The organism is Streptomyces sp. YJ-C3 (genome assembly GCF_053891275.1).
Genome location: NZ_CM132685.1, coordinates 109,958 through 133,371, shown reverse-complemented (window position 1 = coordinate 133,371; position 23,414 = coordinate 109,958). Strand labels below are relative to the sequence as shown.

20 protein-coding genes are annotated in these 23,414 nt (G+C 73.5%); 15 read left to right on the top strand and 5 right to left on the bottom strand.

All coding sequences use genetic code 11. The features are described from left to right. The first annotated feature begins 65 nt into the window (after nt 1–65). Nucleotides 66–1,289, top strand: a complete 1,224-nt coding sequence (locus ACVHNB_RS00600) for an MFS transporter (RefSeq protein WP_456227185.1) — start codon at nt 66–68, stop codon at nt 1,287–1,289. A gap of 69 nt (nt 1,290–1,358) precedes the next feature. Continuing rightward, nucleotides 1,359–2,165: a DUF4389 domain-containing protein gene (locus ACVHNB_RS00595; protein ID WP_428953464.1), complete on the top strand. Its 807-nt coding sequence runs from the start codon at nt 1,359–1,361 to the stop codon at nt 2,163–2,165. A gap of 181 nt (nt 2,166–2,346) precedes the next feature. Here ACVHNB_RS00595 and ACVHNB_RS00590 read toward each other — a convergent pair whose 3' ends face one another. Then, nucleotides 2,347–4,287 (bottom strand): hypothetical protein, encoded by a 1,941-nt coding sequence (locus ACVHNB_RS00590; RefSeq protein WP_428953465.1) that lies wholly within the window; start codon nt 4,285–4,287, stop codon nt 2,347–2,349. Nucleotides 4,288–4,449: 162 nt separating this feature from the next. Here ACVHNB_RS00590 and ACVHNB_RS00585 point away from each other — a divergent pair, with 162 nt between their 5' ends. The 5 genes from ACVHNB_RS00585 to ACVHNB_RS00565 all read left to right on the top strand — a co-directional run bounded on the left by ACVHNB_RS00585 (nt 4,450) and on the right by ACVHNB_RS00565 (nt 9,914). Next, a complete protein-coding gene (locus tag ACVHNB_RS00585) occupies nt 4,450–5,496 on the top strand; it encodes an Lrp/AsnC family transcriptional regulator (protein ID WP_456227184.1) in 1,047 nt (348 codons plus the stop codon). Between the two features lie 85 nt (nt 5,497–5,581). Beyond that, a complete protein-coding gene (locus ACVHNB_RS00580; protein ID WP_428953467.1) occupies nt 5,582–6,355 on the top strand; it encodes a nucleotide-binding protein in 774 nt (257 codons plus the stop codon). Further along, nucleotides 6,355–7,167: a ParB/RepB/Spo0J family partition protein gene (locus ACVHNB_RS00575; protein WP_428953468.1), complete on the top strand. Its 813-nt coding sequence runs from the start codon at nt 6,355–6,357 to the stop codon at nt 7,165–7,167. Before ACVHNB_RS00580 ends, ACVHNB_RS00575 begins: the two co-directional genes overlap by 1 nt. 17 nt (nt 7,168–7,184) lie before the next feature. After that, nucleotides 7,185–8,582, top strand: coding sequence for an IclR family transcriptional regulator domain-containing protein (locus tag ACVHNB_RS00570; protein ID WP_428953469.1), 1,398 nt, complete (start codon nt 7,185–7,187; stop codon nt 8,580–8,582). A 90-nt stretch (nt 8,583–8,672) separates the two neighbouring features. Further along, nucleotides 8,673–9,914, top strand: a complete 1,242-nt coding sequence (locus ACVHNB_RS00565) for a PP2C family protein-serine/threonine phosphatase (RefSeq protein WP_456227183.1) — start codon at nt 8,673–8,675, stop codon at nt 9,912–9,914. Here the strand turns inward: ACVHNB_RS00565 and ACVHNB_RS00560 are convergent. Beyond that, nucleotides 9,904–10,344, bottom strand: a complete 441-nt coding sequence (locus ACVHNB_RS00560; protein WP_428953471.1) for a hypothetical protein — start codon at nt 10,342–10,344, stop codon at nt 9,904–9,906. The two genes, ACVHNB_RS00565 and ACVHNB_RS00560, sit on opposite strands and share 11 nt — an antisense overlap. Before the next feature lie 101 nt (nt 10,345–10,445). Further along, the gene (locus ACVHNB_RS00555) at nt 10,446–10,883 is read right to left on the bottom strand and encodes an SH3 domain-containing protein (RefSeq protein ID WP_456227182.1); all 438 of its coding nucleotides are present in this window, start codon (nt 10,881–10,883) and stop codon (nt 10,446–10,448) included. A gap of 132 nt (nt 10,884–11,015) precedes the next feature. On the opposite strand from ACVHNB_RS00555, the gene ACVHNB_RS00550 reads away from it, so the two are divergent. From ACVHNB_RS00550 to ACVHNB_RS00525, 6 genes are all read left to right on the top strand, one after another. Continuing rightward, nucleotides 11,016–12,029: an ATP-binding cassette domain-containing protein gene (locus ACVHNB_RS00550; RefSeq protein WP_456227181.1), complete on the top strand. Its 1,014-nt coding sequence runs from the start codon at nt 11,016–11,018 to the stop codon at nt 12,027–12,029. Continuing rightward, on the top strand, nt 12,026–12,874 hold the full coding sequence (locus ACVHNB_RS00545; protein ID WP_428953474.1) for an ABC transporter permease: 849 nt from the start codon (nt 12,026–12,028) through the stop codon (nt 12,872–12,874). Before ACVHNB_RS00550 ends, ACVHNB_RS00545 begins: the two co-directional genes overlap by 4 nt. Nucleotides 12,875–12,952: 78 nt before the next feature. Beyond that, nucleotides 12,953–13,897: a hypothetical protein gene (locus ACVHNB_RS00540; protein ID WP_456227180.1), complete on the top strand. Its 945-nt coding sequence runs from the start codon at nt 12,953–12,955 to the stop codon at nt 13,895–13,897. A 16-nt stretch (nt 13,898–13,913) separates the two neighbouring features. Beyond that, nucleotides 13,914–14,429, top strand: a complete 516-nt coding sequence (locus ACVHNB_RS00535; protein WP_428953476.1) for a DUF7144 family membrane protein — start codon at nt 13,914–13,916, stop codon at nt 14,427–14,429. A 103-nt stretch (nt 14,430–14,532) separates the two neighbouring features. Continuing rightward, a complete protein-coding gene (locus ACVHNB_RS00530) occupies nt 14,533–15,552 on the top strand; it encodes an endonuclease/exonuclease/phosphatase family protein (protein ID WP_456227179.1) in 1,020 nt (339 codons plus the stop codon). Between the two features lie 94 nt (nt 15,553–15,646). Beyond that, on the top strand, nt 15,647–17,623 hold the full coding sequence (locus ACVHNB_RS00525) for an FUSC family protein (protein WP_456227178.1): 1,977 nt from the start codon (nt 15,647–15,649) through the stop codon (nt 17,621–17,623). A 133-nt stretch (nt 17,624–17,756) separates the two neighbouring features. Here the strand turns inward: ACVHNB_RS00525 and snpA are convergent, their stop codons facing one another. Then, nucleotides 17,757–18,419 carry a snapalysin gene (gene snpA / locus ACVHNB_RS00520; protein ID WP_456229010.1) on the bottom strand — a complete coding sequence of 221 codons (663 nt, stop codon included), beginning with the start codon at nt 18,417–18,419 and terminating at the stop codon, nt 17,757–17,759. Between the two features lie 160 nt (nt 18,420–18,579). On the opposite strand from snpA, the gene ACVHNB_RS00515 reads away from it, so the two are divergent. After that, a complete protein-coding gene (locus tag ACVHNB_RS00515; protein ID WP_428953478.1) occupies nt 18,580–19,566 on the top strand; it encodes a LysR family transcriptional regulator in 987 nt (328 codons plus the stop codon). 187 nt (nt 19,567–19,753) lie between these two features. Continuing rightward, nucleotides 19,754–21,193, top strand: coding sequence for a hypothetical protein (locus tag ACVHNB_RS00510; RefSeq protein WP_456227177.1), 1,440 nt, complete (start codon nt 19,754–19,756; stop codon nt 21,191–21,193). A gap of 78 nt (nt 21,194–21,271) precedes the next feature. On the opposite strand, the gene ACVHNB_RS00505 is transcribed toward ACVHNB_RS00510, so the two are convergent. Further along, a complete protein-coding gene (locus ACVHNB_RS00505) occupies nt 21,272–23,374 on the bottom strand; it encodes a PhoX family protein (RefSeq protein WP_456227176.1) in 2,103 nt (700 codons plus the stop codon). Between the last annotated feature and the right edge of the window lie 40 nt (nt 23,375–23,414).

The window sequence follows — 23,414 nt, the reverse complement described above, 5'->3', positions numbered from 1 at the left end:
GTTGTACGACGGGGGGCGTCCGGTTGTTTGATCGGACACCGCCCGCACCGCTTGGATCGCAGGTCATGACGGAGATGAGGCTCGGCCGGGACTTCGGGTGGCTGTGGGCGGCGTTCGCGGTGAGCACGGCGGGCAGCTGGCTGGCCCTCGACGCGTTCTCGCTGATCGCGGTGCTCGTCCTGCACAGCGGCACCGCCCAGGTGTCGTTCCTGGCGGCGGCCGGGCTCGCGGCCGGGGCGCTGCTCGCGGTGCCGCTCGGCCCGTGGGTGGAGTTCCGCCGCAAGCGCCCCGCGATGATCGGGGCGGACCTGGTGCGGTGCGCGGCGCTGCTCACGCTGCCGCTCGCGTACGTCCTGGACGTCCTCGGCTTCACGCAGCTGGTGCTGGTCTCGGTGGTCGTCGCGACGGCCGACATCGTCTTCCGGGCGGCGAGCGGCGCGCACCTCAAGGCGCTGGTCCCGGCCGACGGGCTGCTGGTGGCGAGCGCCCGGTTCGAGACGACGATGTGGACGGCCACGGCGCTCGGGCCGCCGCTCGGCGGCGCCGCGATCGGGGCGTTCGGGCCGCTGACCACGGTCGTCGGCGACGCGCTGAGCTACGTCCTGTCCGCGCTCGGCGTCCGCGCGATCCGCACTCCCGAGCCGGTCCCCTCCGGGGGCGGCGGGAAGCGGTTCGGCCGGGCGGACGTGGTGGAGGGCTGGCGGTACGTGTGGCGGCATCCGGGTCTGCGCGGGCTGTTCCTGAACACGGCCCTGGTGAACGCCCTGATCATGGTCGGCGCCCCGCTGATGGCCGTCCTCATGCTCCGTGAACTCGGCTTCCCCGTATGGCAGTACAGCCTCGCGTTCAGCGTGCCGTGCCTCGGCGGGCTCGTCGGATCGCGGCTCGCGCCCCGCCTGGTGAAGCGGTACGGGGCGGCGCGCGTGCTGCGGGTCAGCGGGGTGGCGCGGGCGTGCTGGCCGGTCGGGCTGGCGTTCACGGGGCCGGGGTCCGGCGGGCTGGTCGTGGTGATGCTGGTCGAGCTCGGCCTCATCACGTGCTGCGGCGTCTTCAACCCGGTCATGGCGAAGGAACGCCTCCAGCGCACCGAGTCGGACCGGGTGGCCCGCGTCCTGTCCGCCTGGACCATCACCGGCAGCACGGTGACCGCGACGCTGACCCTGGCGTGGGGCGGCCTCGCGGCGGCGATCGGCACGCGCGAGGCGCTGGCCGCCGCGGGTGTGCTGTTGCTGGGTACGCCGTTCCTGCTGCCCCGGGTGACGAAGTCCGCCGCGCCGCGCCCCGCTTGAACGCGTCGGAGGCCACCTGAACGGCCGCCAGCGGATGCCGTGACCTGCGACGCTGGGCAGAGTTGCGGCATGGCCGCCTCCCCCCGCTACGGCGCCGTTCCCTTGGTCCCCGGCGCCGAGACCCTCCCTGAACTCGACATCCCGCCGCCCGGCCGGCAGAACCGCTTCACGGTGCTGCTGCGCCTGCTGCTGCTCGTGCCGCACGCCATCGTGCTGGCCGTGCTGTCCTTCCTCACGTTCTTCGTCGCGGTGGCGGCGTGGTGCGGGGCGCTGCTGCTCGGCCGGGTCCCGGACCCGCTGGAGCGGTGGCTCGCGGGCTATCTCGGCTACGAGACCCGGCTCTCGGCCGCGGCGATGCTCCTGACCGGCCGGTACCCGCCCTTCGAGTTCGGCGGGCCGTCGGGCTATCCGGTGCAGCTGCGGCTCCACTCCTCGGCGCTGAACCGGCTCGCCGTGCTGTTCCGGCTGCTGCTCGTACTGCCCGCGGCGGTGGTGGGCGGGCTCGTGACGGCGGGCTGGTGGGCCGTGTCGTTCCTGTCGTGGCTGGTCGTGCTCGTCCTCGGGCGGATGCCGCAGCCGTTGTTCGAGGCGACGGCGGCGGTGCTGCGGTTCCGGATGCGGGTGTCGGCGTATGTGCTGCTGTTGACGTCCGCGTATCCGAAGCGGTTGTTCGGGGACCAGGGGTCGGCGGACTCGGTGATCGGGACGGTGCGGGGGGCTTCCGCGACCCGGCCGCTGTTCGTGGGCGGGACCGGGAAGGTGCTGGTGGGAGCGTTCCTGGTGCTCGGGCTGTTGGGGTGGGCCGGCAACGCGGTCCGCTACGACCCTGCTCCGGCGGAGGCGGGGGTCGGGTCCGGCTCCGGCCAGGCGCCGTAGGGCTGTCGTGCGCGTCGCCGGGTGCGCGTTCCGTCGTGGCTGGTCGCGCAGTTCCCCGCGCCCCTGAGACGCACGCACTTCGTGCGGCATCTCATCGAGGGAGCAGCGGCGAAGCCGCATGCTCCAGGGGCGCGTGGAACTGCGCGAGAAGCCCCACCGGGCCGCACCCGCAAGCGTCACCTCAAAGCACCCTCACAAGATGCGCCAGCCCCAACCGCCCGCCCTCCTCGTACGCGGCCACCCACCGCCGCCCCGACACGAGCCCCGCCACCGCCCCTTCGCACCGACGCCGCACAGGATCCAGATACGCGGAACCAGAGCCAGAACCAGAGCCAGAACCGGAGCCAGAACCGGAGACCGGGCCCAGCCCATCGACCGCCCCCAGCAATCGCGCCGCCAGAACCCCGTCGCCCCCGACCGCCACCACGTCCGCCAGGAGCATCCCGGCACACACCGCCCCGACCACACTCCCGTACGCCAGATGCGTCCGCAGCGCCGACACCACCAGATACCGCGCGGCCTCCACGTCCCCCTCCCAGCGCAGCACCTCCGCCCGGGCGTACCGCAGCCACGCCTCCGCCCAGCCGTCCCGCATCCGCCCCGGCACGGACCGGCCCGGCAGTGCCGTCTCCAGGGCCGCCTCGGGGTCGGTGCGGACCAGCGCCAGGGCCAGGGACGCCCGGCACAGCGCGGGTCCTGGGCCGAAGTCGGGTACGTCGCCGAGGAGTTCGATGGCCTCGCGGAACTCGGCGGCGGCCGCGTCCGCCCGGCCCTGCCGCAGCGCGACCGCGCCGCGCAGATGCGCGAGCAGCCCGAGGCAGTGGTCGTCGCCCTCGCGTACCGCCGCCGCCCACGCCGTGGCGAGCAGCGGGTCGGCGGCCTCGGGCGCGCCCAGGTCGAGTTCGAGCCAGGCGGCCAGCCAGAGCGCGCGGCCCGGCGGGGCGTCCCGGTGCAGGGCCAGGGCGTGCCGCAGCCGGTCGCGGCCCTCCGCGGTGCGGCCGCACGCGGTCCACAGGAACCACAGGCCGAGCACCACTTCCAGCGCCGTGCCCGACTCGACGTGCGGGGAGAGGGGTGCCGTGGCCGGGTCCATCGCGGTGCGCAGATCGGGGAGTTCGCGCAGCGCGAGGGCCCGCGCCTCGTCCTGGCGGCCGGCGCTCCACCACTCGGCGGCCTGCGCGGCGACCCCGGCGGCCCACCGGCGGTGATGCAGGACCGCGGCCCAGCGCTCACCCAGGACGTCCAACTCCCGTGCACCCACCGCTCGTTGGGGCGGTAACAGGCGGTAGCGGTCGGGGCCGTCGCGGACCAGGAGCTGCGGCGCGAGCCGGTCGAGCAGCCCGAGCACCTCCGTGGCGGGCAGCGAACCCGACCCGCACACCTCCCGTACGGCGTCCCGCCCGAAGCTCCCCTCGAAGACGGCGAGCCGCCGCCACAGCAGCCGCTCGACCCGGGAACAGTTCTCGTACGCCCGCAGGGCCGCGGTCACCTCGGCCTCGTCCACGGGCAGGGCGTGGGGGTCGCCGGTCCGCCCGTCCGCCGCCCAGGCCCGCGCCGCCGCGAGCAGCGGGCCCGGCACCCCGCCGAACCTGCGGCACAGCTCCGCGACCGCCCCGGGGTGCTCGGCCACCACGTCGTCGCCGAGCGCCGCGGCGACCAGTTCCACCGCCGCGTACCGGGCCGCCTCCGGGCCGGCGCAGCCCACGGGCGGCACCGGCAGCGGCGGCAGCGCGACGACGCACTCGCCGCGCAGATGGCGCGGGCGGTCGGCGACGACCAGCACGGTCAGGCCCGGCAGGTCCTGGAGCAGCCCCGCCACGAACGCCGTCCCGGCGCCGCCGAACCGCTCCCAGTCGTCGAGCACGAGCAGCGCCCCCCGCCGCCCGCCGAGCCGGTGCCGCAGCCGCGCGGCGACCCCGTCGAGCAGGTCGGGCTCGTACCCGCGGCCGGACTCCCACACCACCTCGCACGTCAGCTGCGCGGCGGCCTCGCGGGCGAGCCGGGTGCGGCCCACGCCGGGCAGCCCGGTCAGGGACACCAGACGGGCCGTCGCCAGGGCGGTGAGCAGCGCGGCGAGTGCGCGGCTCCGCCCGACGAGATTCCGCATCGTCACATCGCCCACGCTGTCACACCTCATGTCACCGTTCCCCCGGCATTCCGGATTCGGGGCAGGCTTAATGGTCTTGGGCAAGGACGCCCGATTGAATGCATATGCCCCAGGCCCATGTTCGCGCCGCTCGACGCTCCGCCCGGGGGTTACCGGGACAACCACCGAGGAGAGCCGGTGCGCACACGGGAATCCGCCGTTTCCGAGGCCGATCTCGCCCTGATCCATGCACTTCAGCTGGCCCCGCGCGCCAGTTGGGCCCAGCTCTCCGGCGCGCTCGGTCCCTCCGCCGACACCCTCGCCCGGCGCTGGTCCCGGCTGACCCGGGACGGGCACGCCTGGTCGGGGGTGCTGCCCGGGGCGCTGGCCGCGGGCAGCCCGGCGGCGTGCAGCGCGTGGATCCAGGTCGAGTGCGCGGTGGGCAGCATCCCGGACACCGCGGCCCGGCTGGCCGCCGACCCGGTCACGCTGACCGTGCAGCACGTCACCGGGGACGCCGACCTCGTCCTCTACGTGGCGTGCGCCGACCTCACCGCCCTCGACCGCTACCTCACCGGGCGCGTCCACCGCCTGCCCGGCGTGCGGGCCACCCGCACCCACATCATCACGTCGGTGTACCGGGCCGCCACCCAGCCGCCGTTGGGCCAGCTCACACCCCGACAGCAGCACAGAGTAAGGGAGTTGAACCCGCGCGTGGACCGCGTCCCGCGACCCCTCGCACCGCCCGACACCGCCGACCAGCGGCTGCTGCTCGCCCTCGCCGAGGACGGCCGGCTCGGCGTCGCGGCCCTGGCCAAGCGGTGCGGCGCCAGCGAGTCGACCGTGCGCAGACGCCTCGCCCGCATGGAGTCGGCCGGGGAGCTGCTGGCCCTGACCGAGTCGGCGCCGCGCGTCTCGGGACGGCCGGTCTGGTACCAGATCCGGGCCGACGTACCGCCGGACCTGATCGCGTCGGTGGCGGCCGCGGCGGCCCGGATGCGCGAGACCCGGACCGTGACCGCCGTGACCGGCCCGCACAACCTCTTCGTGTGCGGCTGGCTGCGCCGCGTCGAGCAACTCCACGAGTACGCCGAGAAAGTGACCCGGATCGCGCCCGGCCTGCGGATCGCGGACACCGTCCTGTCGCTGCGCGTCCACAAGATCGGCGCGCACACCCTCTCCCCCGAAGGTCTGCGCGAACACTTCGTCCCGCCGGACATCTGGGACATCAACGGCACCGCGTAACGGCGTGTACACCCGGCCCCACGGGCGCCGCGCTGCCACAGTGACCACGAACATCCGCCCCGAACACACCGTTGAGGGAGCATTCGTGGCCCACGTACACGTGATCCTCAATCAGAAAGGCGGCGTGGGAAAGTCCACGCTCGCCGTGAACCTCGCCGCCGTCACCGCCGACGTCCTCGGCGCGGGCAACCAGCACGACGGCGAACGCCCGCCGGTCGTCGCCGTCTCCATCGACCCGCAGGGCTCCGCCGTGTGGTGGTCCGAGCGCGTCGGCGAGGGCCTGCCCTTCGACTTCGTCCAGGCCCACGACGACCTCGCGGGCCTCGCCGCGCTGTCCCGCATCCCGTCCGCGCAGCACGTCTTCGTCGACACCCCGGGCTGGCTCGACCTCGCCGAGGACGACGGCGCCGACCCCCTCGGCAAGGGCGCCGCCGCCGACGCGCTGCGCGCCGTGCTGTCCAACGCCACCGACGTCATCGTCCCCATCGAGCCCGAGCCGCTCGGCTTCCAGCCGACGCAGCGCACGGTCGAGAAGGTCGTGAAGCCGCGCGGCCTGCCGTTCCGCGTCGTCATCAACAACTGGGACCCGCGCGACGGCAAGGCCGACCTGGAGCAGACCCGCGCCTTCGTCGAGGGCCAGGGCTGGCCGCTGGCCCGCACCGTCGTACGCCACTACAAGCTGCACACCCGGGCCAGCGCCGACGGCCTCGTCGTCACCCAGTACGGCGCCAACCGCGTCGCCCTCCAGGCCCGCGAGGACTTCTTCCGGCTCGCCCTGGAAGTGGGGCTCGCCGCGATCCCGAAGCCCGCGCGCAGGAAGAGCACGAAGTCCCGCACGAAGAAGAAGGTGACCAGCTGATGGGGCGCCGCACCGATCTGTCCTCCCTGCTGACCGCGGACGCGGACAAGGCGCCCGTCGCGCGGAAACGGCCCGACACCAAGCCGCTGACCGTCTCGGTCGGCGACCTCGCCGAGAACCCGGACAACCCGCGCCACGAACTGCGCGACCTGGACGGCCTCGCCGAGACGGTCCGCGAGCGCGGCGTGCTCCAAGCCCTCGGCGTGGTCCCGGCCGCCGTGTTCGTCACCGCCCACCCGCACCACAAGGAGGCCGTCGGCACGGCCCCGTACGTCGTGCTGCACGGCCACCGGCGGCTCGCCGCGGCGAAGATGGCGGGCCTCGACGAGGTGCCCGTCCTGGTCCGCGACGACGCCACCCGCTCCGACGAGGACGCGCTCATCGAGAACGTCCAGCGCGACGACCTCACCGAGCTGGAGCAGGCCCAGGCCATCCAGGGCCTGATCACCACGTACGGCTACTCGCAGCGCCAGGTCGCCGCCCGCATCGGCAAGACCCAGGGCTTCGTCTCGCAGCGGCTGTCCCTGATGAAGCTGCGCGAGGACCTCCAGGAGGCCCTCGCCGACGGCCGCGTCTCCGTCGAGGACGCCCGGCGCATCGCCCGACTGCCCCGGGAGGACCAGCAGCTGCCCGGCCAGTACGGGGAACTGCCCGCCGCGGCCGTGCCCCCGGCCCGCAAGGAGAAGCGCGGCCGCGATTACGGCGTAATCAGGATCGACAGCCGGGCCACCCCGGACGAGGTCGTCGAGGCGCTGCGCCGCCATCTCGCCCCCTCCGCGCTCGACCGGGTCCTGGAACTCCTGAGCCGCTGAGCGTCTACGGTTGCCCCGTGCTTCCCGTGCCGTCCCCGTCCGTGACCCAGCCGCCCGCCGAGGCCGTCACCCCGCTGATCCGCGGCCTCGACGTCCTGCGGCGCCTCACGGACGCGGACGGCACCCTCGCCCTCGCCGAACTCGCCCGGACCAGCGGCCTCGCGCGCGCCACGGTCGACCGGATCTGCGCGACGCTGGCCCACCTCGGCCACGTACGCCTCGACGGGCGGGACGCGTCGCTGGCGCCGCCCCTCATGGCCGTCGCCAACGCCTGCCTGGACGCGCTGCGGGTGCCCGAACTGCTCGGGCCGCTCGCCGACCGGCTCGCCGACGACCTCGACGAGTCCGTCTCCCTCGCCGTCCCCGACGGCCCCGACATCCGCTTCGTGCACCAGGTGCTGCGGCGGCGGGCACTGTCCATCAGCTTCCGGGTGGGTGACTCCCTGCCGGGCGATCGCTCCGCGCCCGGGCTGGTCTTCCGTGACGGGGTGCCGCTGGCGGTGGACGATCAGTTGGTCGAGCCCGGGTTGATCGCGGTGGCCGTGCCGGTGCGGGGGGCGGGCGGGGGTGTCGTCTGTGCGGTGAGTGTGGTGAGCCATACGAGCCGGCACGGGGTGGACTCGTTGCGGGACGCTGTGCGCGGGCGGCTGTCGGCGTGTGTCGCTGAGATGGAACAGGTGCTGGCCGCTCTCCCTCAGGCCTCGGGGCTCCGCCCCGGACCCCGCTCCTCGAACGCCGGAGGGGCTGGAACCGGCGGGTTCGGTGATGCGCCCGTTGTCTCCCTTGCTCGGGGGCTGAGTGTGCTCACCGTCTTCGATTCCTCTCGTCCCGCGATGTCCCTGAGCGAGATCGCCGAGCGGGCCGGGCTGGCGCGGGCCACCGCTCGGCGGGCTCTCCTCACGTACGAGCACCTGGGTCATGTCGCGCGGGACGGCCGCACGTACCGGCTGACGCCCCGCGTGCTCGGGCTGGGGTGTGCCCCCTTGTCCCGTACGACGCTGCCGCGGATCGCCGCTCCCCATCTGGCCGCGCTGTCGGAGCGGGTCGGGGAGTCCGTGGGGCTGTCCGTGGCCGACGGGGACCGGGTGCGGTGCACGGCGCGGGTCGCCCCGCGCCGGGTGATGAGCGTCGACATCGGCGTCGGCTCGCGGCTGCCCGCGGACGTCACCGCCGCCGGGCGGGTGCTGCGCGACGGGGCCGAGGACGCCGTCGTGGACGGGCCCGAGGACGGACTGCGGTCCGTGGCGGTGCCGGTGCGGGACCGGGCCGGGCGGGTCGTCTCGGCGCTCGACGTCACCGCCCACCAGGGGCGCGGGGACACCGCGGAGTGGACCGGGGCGCTGCGGGCAACCGGCGCCGCGATCGCCGCCGACCTGCACGTGACCTCACGGTTCGTGACAGTGCCGGCCCACTGAGGGGCGGGCCGGTGAGACGCGGATCTCACGGGGCGTACGGACCTTCGGCCCTACTCGGTCCGCTGAACGCCCCTGCACTCTTTATGTGACATGCCCTTCCGCAGCTCCAGCAGCTACTACCAGCCCCCCACCGCCCATGAGGACCGGCCCGGTGCCGTGCGCCCCACGGGCGGCTGGCGTGCCGTGGTGCTGCTGGTCACGGCCATGATCACCGCTGTCGTCACCCTGGACCTGGCCACGCCGGCCGACCTCAGGGCGCGCGCCCTGTTCGGTCTGGTGCCCATCGCCGTGGCGCTCCTCGCGCCGGTCATGGCGACGGCCGTCGTCACCGGAGTGCTCCTGGTCGTCTACATGACGCTGCAGTCGCTCTCCCCCGTGCCCTCCGGCGGTCTGGCCGTGCTCGGGCCGCTGATGATCGGCACCGGCGGGCTGCTCGGCGTGCTCATCGCGCGCCGCAAGGAGGAACAGCTGGCCCGGCTGCAGGCCGTCACGGACGTCGCCGAGGCCACCCAGCGCGCGGTGATGCGGACCCTGCCCGACCGGGTCGGCCCGCTGCACATCGCCGACTTCTACCAGCCGGCCGCCCGCGCGGCCCGGCTCGGCGGCGACTGGTACGACTTCCAGCCCTCCCCGCACGGCATCCGCGCCGTCCTCGGCGACGTCAGCGGCAAGGGGCTGCCCGCGGTGTCCGCGTCGGCGGCGCTGCTCGGCGCGTTCCGCGAGGCCGGCTACCACGAGGCCTGCGTGGGCGAGGTGGCCGGCCGCCTGGAGACGGCCATGCAGCGCTACAACGCGTGGGCCCGCAGCATCCACGACAGCGAGCACCCGGACGCGTTCTCGACGGCCCTGCTGCTGCACTTCCCGCCGGACGAGGAAGCCGTCGACATCGTCAACTTCGGGCACGAGCCGCCCCTGGTGGTCTCCGCCGACGGCCGCGTGCACACCCCGGACGTCCGTCCCGGGCTGCCGCTGGGCATGGGCGCGCTCGGCGCCGGGCCGCCGGCGCCGGTGCGGCTGCCGTTGCGGCCCGGCGACACGCTCGTGCTGTTCACCGACGGTGTCACCGAGTGCCGGGACGAGGGCGGCGTCTTCTATCCCGTACGGGAGCGGCTGCCGCGCCTGGTGTCGGCGGCGACCGCCGAGCGGCCGCCCGGCGAGCTGCTGCGGCTCCTCGCGCAGGACCTGCACCGGCACCGGCACGGGGCGCCCCACGACGACGCGGCGATCACCGTGATCCGGCGGACCGCGACGAGCGTCGCGCCGTACGTCACCCAGGCCGACGCCGCCCTGTACGAGCCGCGGCTCGCGGCGCGGGCCGGGGTCAGGCCGTGACGTGCTCCGGCGCGTACTCGCTGGACGAGTAGTAGCGGTAGTAGACGCTCACGAACGTCCCGCCCGCGACGAACACGCCGAGGATCACCGACCACAGGACGGTCGGGTTCGACAGGCTGTGCAGGAAGCCGATGGCGATGCCGGCGAACGCGCCCCAGACCAGCGCGCGCAGGCCGATGTGGCGGCTGCCCTGCTGGGTGCACCACCGGTGGATGGCGAACCAGAGGACCGCGACGAGGATGCCCGAGACGAACCCGAGGGCGATGTTGCCGCCGCTGACCTCCTGGCCGAAGCGCGCGATGTTCGCCGCCCAGAACCCGTAGAGCGCGCCGACGACCACCGGCAGGACCTTCGCGACGGTCGTCACGGACGGGGTGGCGGGACGGCCGCCGGGTGCGGAGCGGGTGGGTGCGGGTGCCGCGTGAGCCATGACGGGCTCCTTTCCGGGTGTCCCCCAGCGCCCCCCTTCCCGTCTTCCATTGACGGCGCTCGGGGGGCGTCGCGCAACGCGGCGGGGGCGGGCCCGGCCGCTCAGTACGTGACGCCGAACTCCACGCGGTAGTCCGAGCGGAACCAGAATCCGCTCGGGCTGTCGCCGCCCTGGTGCTGCCCGTCGTCGGGCGGGCAGGGCGTCGAGCAGCTCGGCACGCCCCGGCCGCCGGTGTCGACGTAGGCGGCGCTGGCCCAGCCGTGGGCGCCGGTGAACCAGTACCAGACCGAGGTGCCGTGCACGGACGACCCGTGGGTCGCACACTCGATACGGTCCTGGCTGCCCGGCGCGAGCCGGTAGACGACCGCGTCCGACGTGCTGGGACCGGATCGCAGATTCAGGTCGGATCGGGAGACGACCGTCCCCCAGACGACGTCCCCGCCGCCGTTGTTCGCACTGGCCGGAGCGGCTGCGGTCACCGCCAGGACGCCGCCCGTCAGCAGGGCGGCAGCGGTGAGGGCCGGAGTGGTGCGGCGCATGATCGGCCTCCTAGCTCCCCCGTCCAGGAAACACCCGTTCGGACGAGTGCTCCACCGGAGAAGCGCTCCGCCGATGAGTTGCCGCCGTTCCTCCGGTCTTCCTCTGTGACGTGACCGAGAGGGGCACCCGACATGGGCACCACGGCGACCACCGCCACGAGCACCGCAGGACCCGCCATCGAGACCGCGGGCCTCGTCAAGACGTTCGGTGAGAACCGGGCCGTCGACGGCGTCGACCTGACCGTCCCGGCCGGCACGGTCTACGGCGTGCTCGGGCCGAACGGCGCGGGCAAGACCACCACCGTCAAGATGCTCGCCACGCTGCTGCGGCCCGACGCGGGCGAGGCACACGTGTTCGGGCACGACGTGGTGCGCGAGGCCGACGCGGTCCGCGCCCGCGTCAGCCTCACCGGGCAGTACGCGTCCGTGGACGAGGACCTGACGGGCCACGAGAACCTCGTCCTGCTGGCCCGGCTGACCGGGCACGCCAGGAAGGCGGCCGCCCAGCGGTCCGAGCAACTCCTGGATGCCTTCGGCCTGTTGGAGGCCGCGGGCCGCCAGGTGAAGAACTACTCGGGCGGCATGCGGCGGCGCATCGACATCGCCGCGTCCATCCTCAACACCCCGGACCTGCTCTTCCTCGACGAGCCGACCACCGGCCTCGACCCGCGCAGCCGCAACCAGGTGTGGGAGATCGTCCGCGCGGTCGTCGCCCAGGGCACGACCGTGCTGCTCACCACCCAGTACCTGGACGAGGCCGACCAGTTGGCGGCGCGGATCGCCGTCATCGACAAGGGCCGCGTCATCGCCGAGGGCACCAAGGGCGAGCTGAAGGCGTCGGTCGGCGCGGGCGCCGTGCACGTACGCCTGCGCGAGGCGCACCAACGCCCGGAGGCGGAGCGGCTGTTGAGCCTCGTGCTCGACGCGCAGGTGCAGCTGGAGCCCGACCCCGTCGCGCTCACCGCCCGGGTCTCCGACAGCGATCTCGGCGCCGCCGAACAGGCCTCGCGCGCGCTCGCCGAGCTGACCGCCGCCGGGATCACCGTCGACAACTTCTCCCTGGGCCAGCCCAGCCTCGACGAGGTGTTCCTGGCCCTCACCGACCAGCCGGTCCAGACAGCGACCACCGAGGAGGCGACGGCATGACCACCGTCACCGGCACCGACGCCCAGGAACTCGCCCCGGTCAGCGCCGACTCGCTCGCCGCGCTGCTCGTCGCCACGCAGCGGCCGCCCCGGCCCGGCGCCGTGTCGGCGGCGCTCACCTTCGGCTGGCGGGCGATCCTGAAGATCAAGCACGTGCCGGAGCAGCTCTTCGACGTCACGGCGTTCCCGATCATGCTGGTGCTGATGTACACGTACCTGTTCGGGGGCGCGCTGGCCGGCTCCCCGACCCAGTACATCCAGTACCTGCTGCCCGGCATCCTCGTGATGTCCGTCGTCATGATCACGATGTACACGGGCGTCTCGGTCAACACCGACATCGAGAAGGGCGTCTTCGACCGCTTCCGTACGCTGCCGATCTGGCGCCCGGCGGTCATGGTCGGCTATCTGCTGGGCGACGCCCTGCGCTACACGATCGCGTCCGTCGTGATGCTCGTGGTCGGCCTCATCATGGGCTTCCGGCCGGACGGCGGCGTGCCGGGCGTCCTCGCGGGCGTGGCGCTGCTCCTCGTCTTCTCGTTCGCGTTCTCGTGGATCTGGACGATGTTCGGGCTGCTGCTGCGCACCGAGAAGTCGGTGATGGGCGTCAGCATGATGGTGATCTTCCCGCTGACGTTCCTCAGCGACATCTTCGTCGAGCCGGAGACGATGCCGGGCTGGCTGCAGGCCTTCGTCAACAACAACCCCGTCACGCACGTGGCGTCCGCCGTGCGCGGCCTGATGGCGGGCGACTGGCCGACGGCGGAGGTGCTGTGGTCGCTCGGCTGGGCGGCACTGCTCGTCGCCGTGTTCGGGCCGGTCACGATGCGGCTGTACAACCGGAAGTGACCCGTCCTCCGGGGCTTCCGTAGGCCGTATGCAGGTACCCCGGTCGCGCGGTACGCGGCCGGGGCCTTGCCTGGGACGGTGACCCGAAAAGCCCGCACCGTCGTCGCCACCGTCCTGCTGGTCCTCGCCTGTCTCCTGGTTCCGCTGGGCACGCTGTCCACCTGGGCGAAGTACGAGATCGGCGACAGCGACCGCTACGTGTCCGCGATGGCGCCGCTGGCCGGCGACCCGGACGTGCAGAACGCGGTCGCGGACGCGGTGACCACCGGGATCATGAAGAACATCAGCGTGGGCCCGCTGCAGTCCACGGTCGAGCGGTACCTGCACGACGCGGTCGTCTCGTTCACCGACACCGCCGCGTTCCGCAAGGCCTGGGACACCGCCAACCGGGCCGCCCACGACGCCGTGCAGCAGTCCCTCGACGACGGCAGCACCGGCCCCGTCACCCTGGACCTGGCCCCGGTCGGCGAGCAGGTCGAGCGGCAGCTCCAGGACGACGGCGTGCCGTTCGCGGACCAGATCCCCGTCACCCACAGCGAGATCACCATCCTGTCGGCCGGTGACCTCGACCAGCTGCGCACGGTGTTCCACATGCTCCAGATCGCGGGGCTGTGGCTGCCCCTGGCCGCCCTCGTGTTCGCCGTCGCGGGCCTGCTCCTGGCCGTCCACCGTCGCCGCGCCCTGACCGCCACCGCGCTCGGCGCGGCCCTCGGCGCGGCCGCCCTCCTCGTCGCCCAGACGATCGCCCGCTCCCTCACCCTCGGCGACCTCGACAGCGACGCGGACAAGGCGGCGGCGGGCGCGGTGTACGACGCGCTGACGTCGTCGATGCGGACGGCGTCCTGGGTGATCGTGGGCGTGGGCGCGGCGGTGGCGCTGGGGGCGTGGCTGACGGGCCGGTTCGGGCCCGGCCGGTCCGCGCGGGCCGCGCGCCGCACGGCCGGGGGCTCCGCCCCGCAGCAGTCACCCGTCCGGCCCTACACCGAGTGCCGCGAGTCCGCGCCGGGGCGAGCATTCCCGTGACTGAGGAGGCCCCACCATGAGCGAGACGACACCCCCCGGAACGCCCCCGAACCCCGGAGCGGAGCCGGGCCCCGACCCGGGCGCCTGGTCCGCGCAGCACCGGGCCCGCACCCCCGACCCCACCCGCGGCGACGGCCCCGGCAACGGCTGGGCCACCGGCGGCTCCGTCTTCGCCGGCGTCCTGATGCTGGTCAGCGGCGTCCTCGGGATCCTCAACGGCATCGCGGGCATCGCCAAGGACGACGTGTACGGCCGGGTCGGCGACTACGTCTACTCCTTCAACCTGACCACGTGGGGCTGGATCCACCTGATCCTCGGCATCCTCGTGGCGCTCACCGGCTGGGGCATCCTCAAGGGCTCGGAGTGGGCGCGCGGCGCGGGCATCGGCCTGGCGGCGCTCTACATCGTCGAGTACTTCATGTTCCTGCCGTACGCGCCCGTGTGGTCGGTGATCTCCATCGGCATCGGCGTCTTCGTCATCTGGGCCCTCGCCACCGAACCGGACCGCGCCGCCCGGTCCAAGACCGCCTGACGGCAGTCCGGCGGGCCCGACAACCGTCTGGCCCGCCGTCCCGTCTTTCCGGGAGGATCCAGCAGAACTCCCTACGGAAGGCCCGGCTTTGGACCAGCGGCAGATGACCGACGCGGCGTCCGGCGACCTGCGGTCCGGGACCGGGGACGGCGGGCGCCGCCGGGTGAACAGAGCCGGGGCGTGGGCGGCCGGACTGCTGCTGGCCGGGGTGAGCGCGGTGGCCGGCTGCCGTGCCGCGGACAGCGACGGCATCACCCCCGTGACCCAGCTGCTCGCCTTCCTGCCGTGGCTGATCGCCCCCACCGTCGCCGCGCTGCTGCTCGCGCTCCTCGCGCGCTGGCGCACCGGGATGCTGTGGGGCGTCGTCGCGCTCGGCGCCCTCGCCTGGTACCTGGAGCCGTACGGGGCGGACGCGGAGGCCGACGGCCCGCCGGTCTCCGGGATCCGCGTGCTGTCCTCGAACGTGCAGTTCGGGCGCGGCACCGACGCGCTGATCGACACGATCACCCGGCACGAGCCGGACATCGTCTTCGTCGAGGAATGCGACTACGGCTGCCAGGACACGCTGGAACGCAACTCCCTGGAGACCGCGTACCCGTACCGGCAGGCGGTGCGCGCGGGCGGCTCGGAAGGCTCCCTCGTGCTCAGCGCCTTCCCGCTGAAGGCGGCGCCGACGGTGCCCGGGACGATGGGCATGCCGGGCGCGACCGCCGACGTACGGGGGCACGCGGTACGGCTCCAACTCGCGCATCCCATGCCGCCGTTGCCGGGTCAGGTCGGGCTGTGGCAGCGCGAACTGGGCCGGCTGCGGGACGTCGCGGCCGACGGCGCGGGGGACGCGACGATCCTGGCCGGGGACTTCAACGCGACGCAGGACCACGCCGCGTTCCGGCACATCCTCGACGCGGGCCGGCTGCGCGACGCGGCCCGCCTGACCGGCCACGCCCGCACCCCCAGCTGGCCGTCGTCGGCCCCCGGCGCGCTCGGCACGCAGATCGACCATGTGCTGGTGAGCGCCGAGTTCTCGGCGGAGGACTCCCGCTTCCTGAAACTGGCGGACACGGATCACAGGGCGTTGTTGGTGGATCTGACACTGCACGCTCCAAGCCCCTCCGACGATTGAGGAGCGGAGCCCCAAATCAAGCCCCTCCGGCGATTGAGGAGCGGGGTCCGGGGCGGAGCCCCGTGACAGCAACAGAAGATCGCATACTGGCCATATGCCGCCCCGCCTGACGCCCCCCGACTGGCTGGTCAGAACACTCCGGCCCCAACGAGCCCCCGTCCCCTGGGCGGCAGCCACCCGCGCCGCGATCGCCATGGCGGCCCCCCTGGCGATCGGCCTGGTCACGGACCAACCCGCGTACGGCGCCCTCGCCTCGATGGGCGCCCTCTCCGGCGTCATCGGCGACACCGCGGACGCGTACCGCATGCGCATCTTCAACATCGCCGTACCCCAGCTGTTCGGCGCGGTCGGCGTGACGATCGGATCGCTGGTGTACGGGCACGGCTGGCTCGCGGTCGCCGCCGTCACGGCCGTCGCCCTGGTCTCCGGGATGATCTCGACGATCGGCGCGGTCGCCTCGGTCTCCGGGCTGCTGCTCCTGCTCAACTGTGTGGTGGGCGCGGGCCTGCCGATGCCGGGCGACTGGTGGCTGGCACCGCTGCTGATGACCAGCGGCGGCGCGCTGGTCCTGCTCCTCGCGCTGCTCGCCTGGCCGTTGCGGGGCGGGGTGCCCGAGCGGGCCGCGGTCGCGGCGACGTACCGCGGTGTCGCCCACCTCCTCGAAGCCGCGGGCCAGGACCCCCTCACGTACGCCGAGACCCGCCTCGCCGTCACCCAGTCGCTCAACCAGGCCTACGACCTCGTCCTCGCCCGGCGGGCCCGCACCCACGGCCGCAATCCCGAACTGGTCCGGCTCGTCGCCCAGTTGAACGCCGTGACACCCGTCGTGGAGGCCGCGCCCGCCGCCCACCAGTGCGGGGTTCCGCTGCCGCCGCAGGTGCCCGACGCCGTCCGCGCCCTCGCCGACGCCATCGCCTCGGGCCGCCCCCTGGACGCGGTGCCGCCCGCCCTGCCCGAACCCGACGGGCCGGCCTCGCGCGCCGTCGACCACGCGGTGCGGCACGCCGCCGAGGTCGCTGCACGCACCGGGGACAGCGAGTTCACGAACGTCGACGACCGGCTCGGCCGCCCGGCCGCGCTGCGGGTGCGGGCCCGCCGCGGCGCCCGCACCGTCCTGCTGTCCGGCGCCTCCTGGCGCTACGGCCTGCGGCTCGCCCTGTGCATCGGCATCGCGCAGGCACTGGTCTCGCTCGTGCCCGTCCCGCGCTCGTACTGGGTGGCGCTGACCATCACGTTCGTCATGAAGCCGGACTTCGGTTCGGTGTTCTCGCGGGCGGTGCTGCGCGCGCTCGGCACGGCGGCGGGGCTCGTCGTGGCGGCGGCCGTGCTCGCCGAGGTACCGCTCGGCTGGTGGGACGTGCCGGTGATGATGCTGCTCGCGCCGCTCATCCCGGCGCTCACCCCGCGCGGCTACGCGTTCCAGACCGCGGCCATCACCCCGGTGATCCTGCTGCTGTCCGACATCCTCAACCACCAGGGCACCGCGCTGCTGTGGCCGCGGCTCCTGGACAGCCTGATGGGCTGCGCGATCGCGCTCGTCGCGGGCTATCTGCTGTGGCCGGAGAGCTGGCACACCCGGATCGGCGACCGGCTCGCCGACGCCGTCGCGGACACGGCGGCGTACGTGGAGTGCGCGTTCGGCGCCGCCGGCGAGGCCGATCCGGCGGAACGGGCGCGGATGCGGCGCCGCCTGTACCGGGACCTGTCGGTGATCCGCGCGGAGTTCCAGCGGGCGCTCACCGAGCCGCCGCCCACGGGGAGGCGGGCGGCGGCGTGGTGGCCCCTCGTCGTCGCGGTCGAGCGCATCGTGGACGCGACGACCGCGGCGCGGGTCCGGGTACGGCATGGTGCGGCTCCGCCTTCTGCGGCGGAGGTGACCCAGGTGCTCGGTCAGCTGAGGGAGCTGGCCGAGGGATTGCGGGACTCCGAGGTGCTGGAGGAGGTCCGGGCGGATTTCGGCCCGTCCGGGCCCCAGGACGGCGTCCTGGAACACGTCCGCCAGGAGGTGGCCGCCGCCCGTGCGATCGGAGTCCGGGAAGGACCGTCGGGCGACGTGCCGGCTGCGGCGTGAGCGGGGTCGCGCGCGCCTCAGGGGCGCGGGGCTGTGTCGATCAGCGGCTCCGCCGCGGGGCGTGGCCGGCCACGACGACAGCCGCGGCCGGCCACGCACCTCCATCGGCACCCGGTGATCCGGAACCCGCCCCCTAGCGGAGCGCCCCCGCCTTCTGGAGCGCCTTGGCGAACCCGTTGGCCCAGAGCGAGTTGACCCGGGACTTCTCATTGGCGTCCGGGTACGCGTTGGTGCAGGACGGGCCGGGGCCGCCGCCCGACATCAGCTCGCTGCACGGACCCTCGTAGTGGTCCGGCAGGCCGAGCACGTGCCCGGTCTCGTGCGTGGTCACGCGCGTGGAGTCGTACTGCTGGTTCTGCGCGTAGTCGAGGAAGATGTAGCCGCTGCCGTGGCCGTCCGTCGACGCGTACGAACCGCGGGCGTCGTTGCCCTCGCGGTACGAGAAGTCGCCGCCGCCGGACGACGCCTGGAGCTTCACGTTCGACACCGACGAGTTCCAGATCGACGCGCTGTTCGCTATCTGCTGCTGGAACGTGGGGGCTCCAGAAGCGTCGTACGTGACGGTGACCTGGGCGGCGGCGGGGTTCGCCGCCCGCTTCTCGGCGACGGACTTCACGACCGCCTCGAAGAACGCCTTGTTGGCCGCGGCCTCCTCCGCGGAGCCCGTGTAGCGGGCCTGCGCCGCCGCCTGCGGCTGCGTCTGCGCGGTGGCCGGGCCGGCCGCGAGCGCCGTGACGGTGAGCCCCGCGCCGAACGCGCACGCGAGGAGACGAATGACTGTGGGGGGTGGTGTCATGGTCATGCAAGAGATTGTGGGGGCCTGAGGGGCGCCTGGGAATGATGGCACTTGGCGATAACTCCGGGTTATCACCCGGGCGTTGGGGCACCACCGGGTCCGGACGGAACCCGTGAGGCGTACTGGTGCGACCCACGCGACCGGCTTACCCTCGACGCCCATGGAGCTGGACGTGCGGCACCTGCGCGCCCTGTGCGCGATCGAGGACACCGGCAGCCTGCACAAGGCGGCCCGCCGGCTCGGCATGACCCAGCCCGCGTTGAGCACCCAACTGCGCCGCATCGAGGACTTCCTCGGCGGCCGGCTGTTCACCCGCGAGCGCACCGGCTGCCGCCCCACCCCGCTCGGCCGCGTCCTGCTCACCCGCGCCCGCCCGCTGGTCGACGGGCTGCGCACCCTGGTCGAGGAGACCCGCGCGACCGCCGCCACCACGGGCGAGGGCCCCGGCCGGCTGCGCATCGGGTCCACCGCGAGCCGCGCCCTGCCGGGCTGGCTGCGCCGGCTGCGGACCAGCACCGCCGCCCTCGGCACGGAACCGACCCTGCGCGTGGACGTCTCCGCGCACGCGCTGCTGCGGCAGGTCGCGGAGGGCGGGCTCGACGTGGCGTTCGTGCACGAGGTCGAGGGCAGCCCGCTGCGGATGCCGCCGGGCCTGGTCTGCCGGGTCCTCGTGGAACGCGAACCGCAGTTCGTCTCGCTCGCCACGGACCATCCCGCGGCCCGGCGCAGCGTCGTCCGGCTCACCGACCTGGCCGGCGACCGGTGGATGGTCGACCCGACCGTGGACGGCGAGTGGGACGGGCTGCTGCGCGCCCTGCGCTCCGCGGGCATCGACCCGCGCGTCCTGCACGGCGACTACCTCACCGCGGCGTCCCTCGTCGCGACCGGCGAGGTCGTCGCCCTGTGCCAGCCCACCTCCCGCTCCCGCGCCGACATGGCGATCCGGCCGCTGCACGGCGACCCCGTGGGCGTCCGGCTGCTGCTGGCGGCCCGCACCGAGGCGCTGCTCGACGCGGTGCTGCCGGATCTGCGCGCCGCGTACGGAGAGGCGGCGCGCCAGGCCCCCGCCTACCAGGAGCGGCTCTCCCTGCAGGGCACCGACCTAGGCCCCTCAACATTCGGGACGAAGGTCCAGGACCCGGCCTGACCTGGGGTTTTGACCCATTTACAGGAGTGCGACCGGCTGTGGGCACGGCTGTTACACGACGTACGGGCCACGCACACACGGCGGCTCTAACTTCATATCCGTCGCCACCGCAAAGGGGCGCAGAAACGGACAAATCTTCTGTACGACCACTGGCCGTCAGGCCGGACCGATCCTCGAGGGAAGCACCATGCGCGCCACCCGACGTACCTTCCGCACCGCCGCGATCACCACAGGCGCCATCGCCGCCCTGGCCGTCCCGGCCACGGCCGCCTTCGCGGACACCACGCCCGCGCCCCAGCCGGTCACCGCCGGCGACCAGGACCAGAACGGCACCCAGAACGGCACGGACGGCACGGACGGCACCGACGACCAGGGCAACCAGGGGACCACGGACACCACGGACCAGAACCAGGGCAAGCAGGACCCCGACCAGGACCAGGACCAGAACGCCCGGAAGCTGATCAACTCGGTGGACCTGGCCGAGGGCTTCTCCGCCAAGGTCTACACGGTCGGCAGCAACGGCGCCGAGGCCGACATATTCAAGGGCGGCGCCCTCGTCACCACCCTCAAGGCGAACGGCTCCGCCGCGAAGACCACCACCGGCGGCTACGTCTTCCAGCTCACCCCGAGCGGTCAGCTCACCGCCGACCAGGACGGCAGCGGCGACAAGACCGACCCGCCGGTCCCGGGCGGCTGGGAGTCGAAGGGCACCACGAACCTGGGCGACGGCTGGTCCGCGAAGGTCGACGTCAACGCCTCGGCGCGGTCCGCCAGGGCCGAGATCTCGCAGAACGGCACGGTCAAGGGCCACCTCAAGGCGTACATCGACGACGCCAGCACCAAGATCGGCAACCGCACGTTCACGCTGTCCGCCGACGGCACCATCACGTCGAAGAAGGCCCCGGCGCCCAAGCCGAAGCCCGACCACAAGCGCGTGTACGTGAAGACGGTCAAGCTGGCCGACGGCTCCACGGCGAAGATCTACAAGCTGGGCGCCCACCACTACCAGGCCGACATCTACGACGGCAGCACCAAGCTCGGCACGGTCGACGCGAACGGCAAGACGGCGAAGGCCATGAACAACGGCCTGCACATCGTCCTCGACCCGGACGGCACGCTGAAGTCCTGGACCGACGGCCACCCGAAGCCGGTGCCGGACGCCAAGCGGCACTACGTGAAGACGGTCGAGCTGGCCGACGGGGTCTCGGTCGCCAAGGTCTACAAGCTGGACCCGTGCCACTACCAGGCCGACATCTACGCCCACGGCAAGAAGCTCGACACCCTCGACGCCAAGGACAGGACGGCGTACGGGCAGCACAACGGTCTGCACGTCGCCCTGAAGTCGAACGGCACGGTCACCTCGTGGCTCGACGGCTCCGGCAAGCACAACCAGCACGGGCAGCACGGGCAGCACGGGCAGCAGGACAAGAAGACCGCCCCGGTCGTCCCGCACACGGGCGGCGACCGCACGCTCCCGCAGGGCGGCGTGAAGGCGGGCGCGGAGAACGTCGCGGCGCACACCTCCGGCTCCGACCAGACCCCGCTGATCGCCGCGGGCGCCGGTGCGGCGGCGCTCGGCGCGGCCGGCCTGGGCTTCACCGTCTACCGCCGCAAGCACAACAACTGACGTAACGAGACCGTACGGAAAGGCTGTCGGGGCGCCCTCGGGGGACGCCCCGACAGCCTTTTCCGTATCTGCCGGGAGTCAGACGCCGATGTCGCGGCCGTCCTCACGCCACACGGACACCACCGCGGGCCGCACGATCCGGCCCGGCCCGTCCGGCCAGGCGCTCGCGGGCTTCTCCACGGAGGCGCCGTCGACCTCGCCCGGGTGCTGCACGGCGACGATCACACGCCGGTCCTGCACCAGCGGACCACAGGTCTCGGCCCCGGTCGGCATGGTCAGGAACTGCTTCAGCTCACCGCGCCGCTCACCACGGGTGGCGACCCCGAACAGGCCGTCGTGCGACCCGAGTTGGTTGCCGTCCGTCGAGATCCACAGGTTGCCGTGCGGGTCGAAGGCCACGTTGTCCGGGCAGGAGATGGGGCTGACCCGGTCCTTCGGGAAGCCCGCGAAGTACGTGGCCGGGTCCTCCGGGTCACCGGCCACGAGGAACAGCGACCAGCCGAAGGACGTCGCCTCGGCCCGGTCGCGGTGCTCGGTCAGCTCCAGGATCTGCCCGTGCTTGTTGAGGTTGCGCGGGTTGGCCTCGTCCGCGCCGGCCTTGCCCGCCTTGCCGCGGTCCGTGTTGTTGGTGAGTGCGACGTACACCTTGCCGGTGCGCGGCGACGGCTCGATGTCCTCGGGCCGGTCCATCTTGGTGGCGCCCACCTTGTCACCGGCGAACCGCGTGAAGAGGTACACCTCGTCGGCGCTCATGCCCTCGACGTGCGACACGGCGCGGCCGTGCGCGTAGGCGGTGGCCAGCGGGATCCACGTACCGCCGCCGTCGAACTCCCCGTCGGAGGGCAGCTTCCCGGAGCCGTCGATCTCGCCCGCCGGGGAGTTCCCGGTCAGCTTGGCGACGTACAGCGTGCCCTCGTCGAGAAGGGTGAGGTTGTGCTCGTGCGCGGCCCGCGAGCCGCCCTTGGCGACACGCTTGCTGCTCACGAACTTGTAGAAGTAGTCGAAGCGCTCGTCGTCCCCCATGTACACGACGGGCCGGCCGTCGGCGGTCAGCCGCGGCTGCGCGGCCTCGTGCTTGAAGCGGCCGAGGGCGGTGCGCTTACGGGGCGTCGAGTCCGGGTCGTACGGGTCGAGCTCGACGACCCAGCCGAACCGGTTGACCTCGTTCGGCTCCTGGGTCAGGTCGAAGCGCTCGTCGAACCGCTCCCACTTCCGCTCAGAGGCGCCGCCGCCGACGCCGTACCGCTTGAGGCGGGCGGCGACGGTCGGGTCGGTCACGTCCTGGGCGTTCGCGAAGTACTGGTTGAAGTTCTCCTCGCCGTGCAGCGTGGTGCCCCACGGGGTGGTGCCGCCCGAGCAGTTGTTGAGCGTGCCGAGGACGGTGGTGCCGCGCGGGTCCGCCTTCGTACGGACGAGCGCGCTGCCCGCGACCGGCCCGGACAGACGGAACGGGCTGGTCGCGGTGAGACGGCGGTTGAGGTGGTGCCGGGAGACGGCGTTCAGGGCACCGCTCCTGCGGCTCTCCTCGACCACGACGACGGACAGCCCGTGCGCGGCCCAGGCCACCTCGACCTGCTCACGGGTGGGGTTCGCGGGGTCGTACCCCCGGAACATCAACACCTCGTCCGTGTACTCGTGATTGGCGACGAGGACCTGGCGCCCGCGCTCCCCGCGCAGCGGCAGCAGGCTCAGGAAGTCGTTGTTGTACCCGAACTGCCCGGCCTGCGCCCGGCCGCTCTGCTTCTCCGGGTCGAAGGCGGGCGCCCCGCGCAGGATCGGCTCGCCCCAGCGGATGACGACGTTCTGGGCGTGCCCGCGCGGAACGGTGACCGTGTCGGCGGTGTTCGGCGCGACCGGCGCGAACCGCAGCCCGCGCGCCCCGCGTTCACCTCTCTCGTACGAGGCCGGGGCGGCGGCGCCACCGGTGGCGGCCCGGGCGCTCGGCGCGCCCGTCCCGACGACCGCCGAACCGGCGGCGGCCGCGACGGTCACCACGGCGGCGGTGCGCAGCATCGAACGGCGGCTGAGCGCGCCGGCGATCACGTCGCCGACGTACTCGTTGTCGCTGGTGTTGGGCACCTCCTGGAAACAGGCGTCACCGCACCGGAACCGGCATGTCAGTGCCGAACGCCCCCCGGCGTGACCCCCGTTGACCGTGACCAGCGGCAGCATTTTGCGCACGCTTTTCCTCCCCTTTGCGATTCGTGTCGGGCGCGACGCT

Excerpts from the sequence above, each read along its gene's own strand:
- ACVHNB_RS00600 (WP_456227185.1), top strand. The coding sequence starts at position 66 with ATGACGGAGATGAGGCTCGGCCGGGACTTCGGGTGGCTGTGGGCGGCG.
- ACVHNB_RS00595 (WP_428953464.1), top strand. The coding sequence starts at position 1,359 with ATGGCCGCCTCCCCCCGCTACGGCGCCGTTCCCTTGGTCCCCGGCGCC.
- ACVHNB_RS00575 (WP_428953468.1), top strand. The coding sequence starts at position 6,355 with ATGGGGCGCCGCACCGATCTGTCCTCCCTGCTGACCGCGGACGCGGAC.
- ACVHNB_RS00565 (WP_456227183.1), top strand. The coding sequence starts at position 8,673 with ATGCCCTTCCGCAGCTCCAGCAGCTACTACCAGCCCCCCACCGCCCAT.
- ACVHNB_RS00560 (WP_428953471.1), bottom strand. The coding sequence starts at position 10,344 with ATGGCTCACGCGGCACCCGCACCCACCCGCTCCGCACCCGGCGGCCGT.
- ACVHNB_RS00555 (WP_456227182.1), bottom strand. The coding sequence starts at position 10,883 with ATGCGCCGCACCACTCCGGCCCTCACCGCTGCCGCCCTGCTGACGGGC.
- ACVHNB_RS00550 (WP_456227181.1), top strand. The coding sequence starts at position 11,016 with ATGGGCACCACGGCGACCACCGCCACGAGCACCGCAGGACCCGCCATC.
- ACVHNB_RS00545 (WP_428953474.1), top strand. The coding sequence starts at position 12,026 with ATGACCACCGTCACCGGCACCGACGCCCAGGAACTCGCCCCGGTCAGC.
- ACVHNB_RS00535 (WP_428953476.1), top strand. The coding sequence starts at position 13,914 with ATGAGCGAGACGACACCCCCCGGAACGCCCCCGAACCCCGGAGCGGAG.
- ACVHNB_RS00530 (WP_456227179.1), top strand. The coding sequence starts at position 14,533 with ATGACCGACGCGGCGTCCGGCGACCTGCGGTCCGGGACCGGGGACGGC.
- ACVHNB_RS00525 (WP_456227178.1), top strand. The coding sequence starts at position 15,647 with ATGCCGCCCCGCCTGACGCCCCCCGACTGGCTGGTCAGAACACTCCGG.
- snpA (WP_456229010.1), bottom strand. The coding sequence starts at position 18,419 with ATGACACCACCCCCCACAGTCATTCGTCTCCTCGCGTGCGCGTTCGGC.
- ACVHNB_RS00515 (WP_428953478.1), top strand. The coding sequence starts at position 18,580 with ATGGAGCTGGACGTGCGGCACCTGCGCGCCCTGTGCGCGATCGAGGAC.
- ACVHNB_RS00510 (WP_456227177.1), top strand. The coding sequence starts at position 19,754 with ATGCGCGCCACCCGACGTACCTTCCGCACCGCCGCGATCACCACAGGC.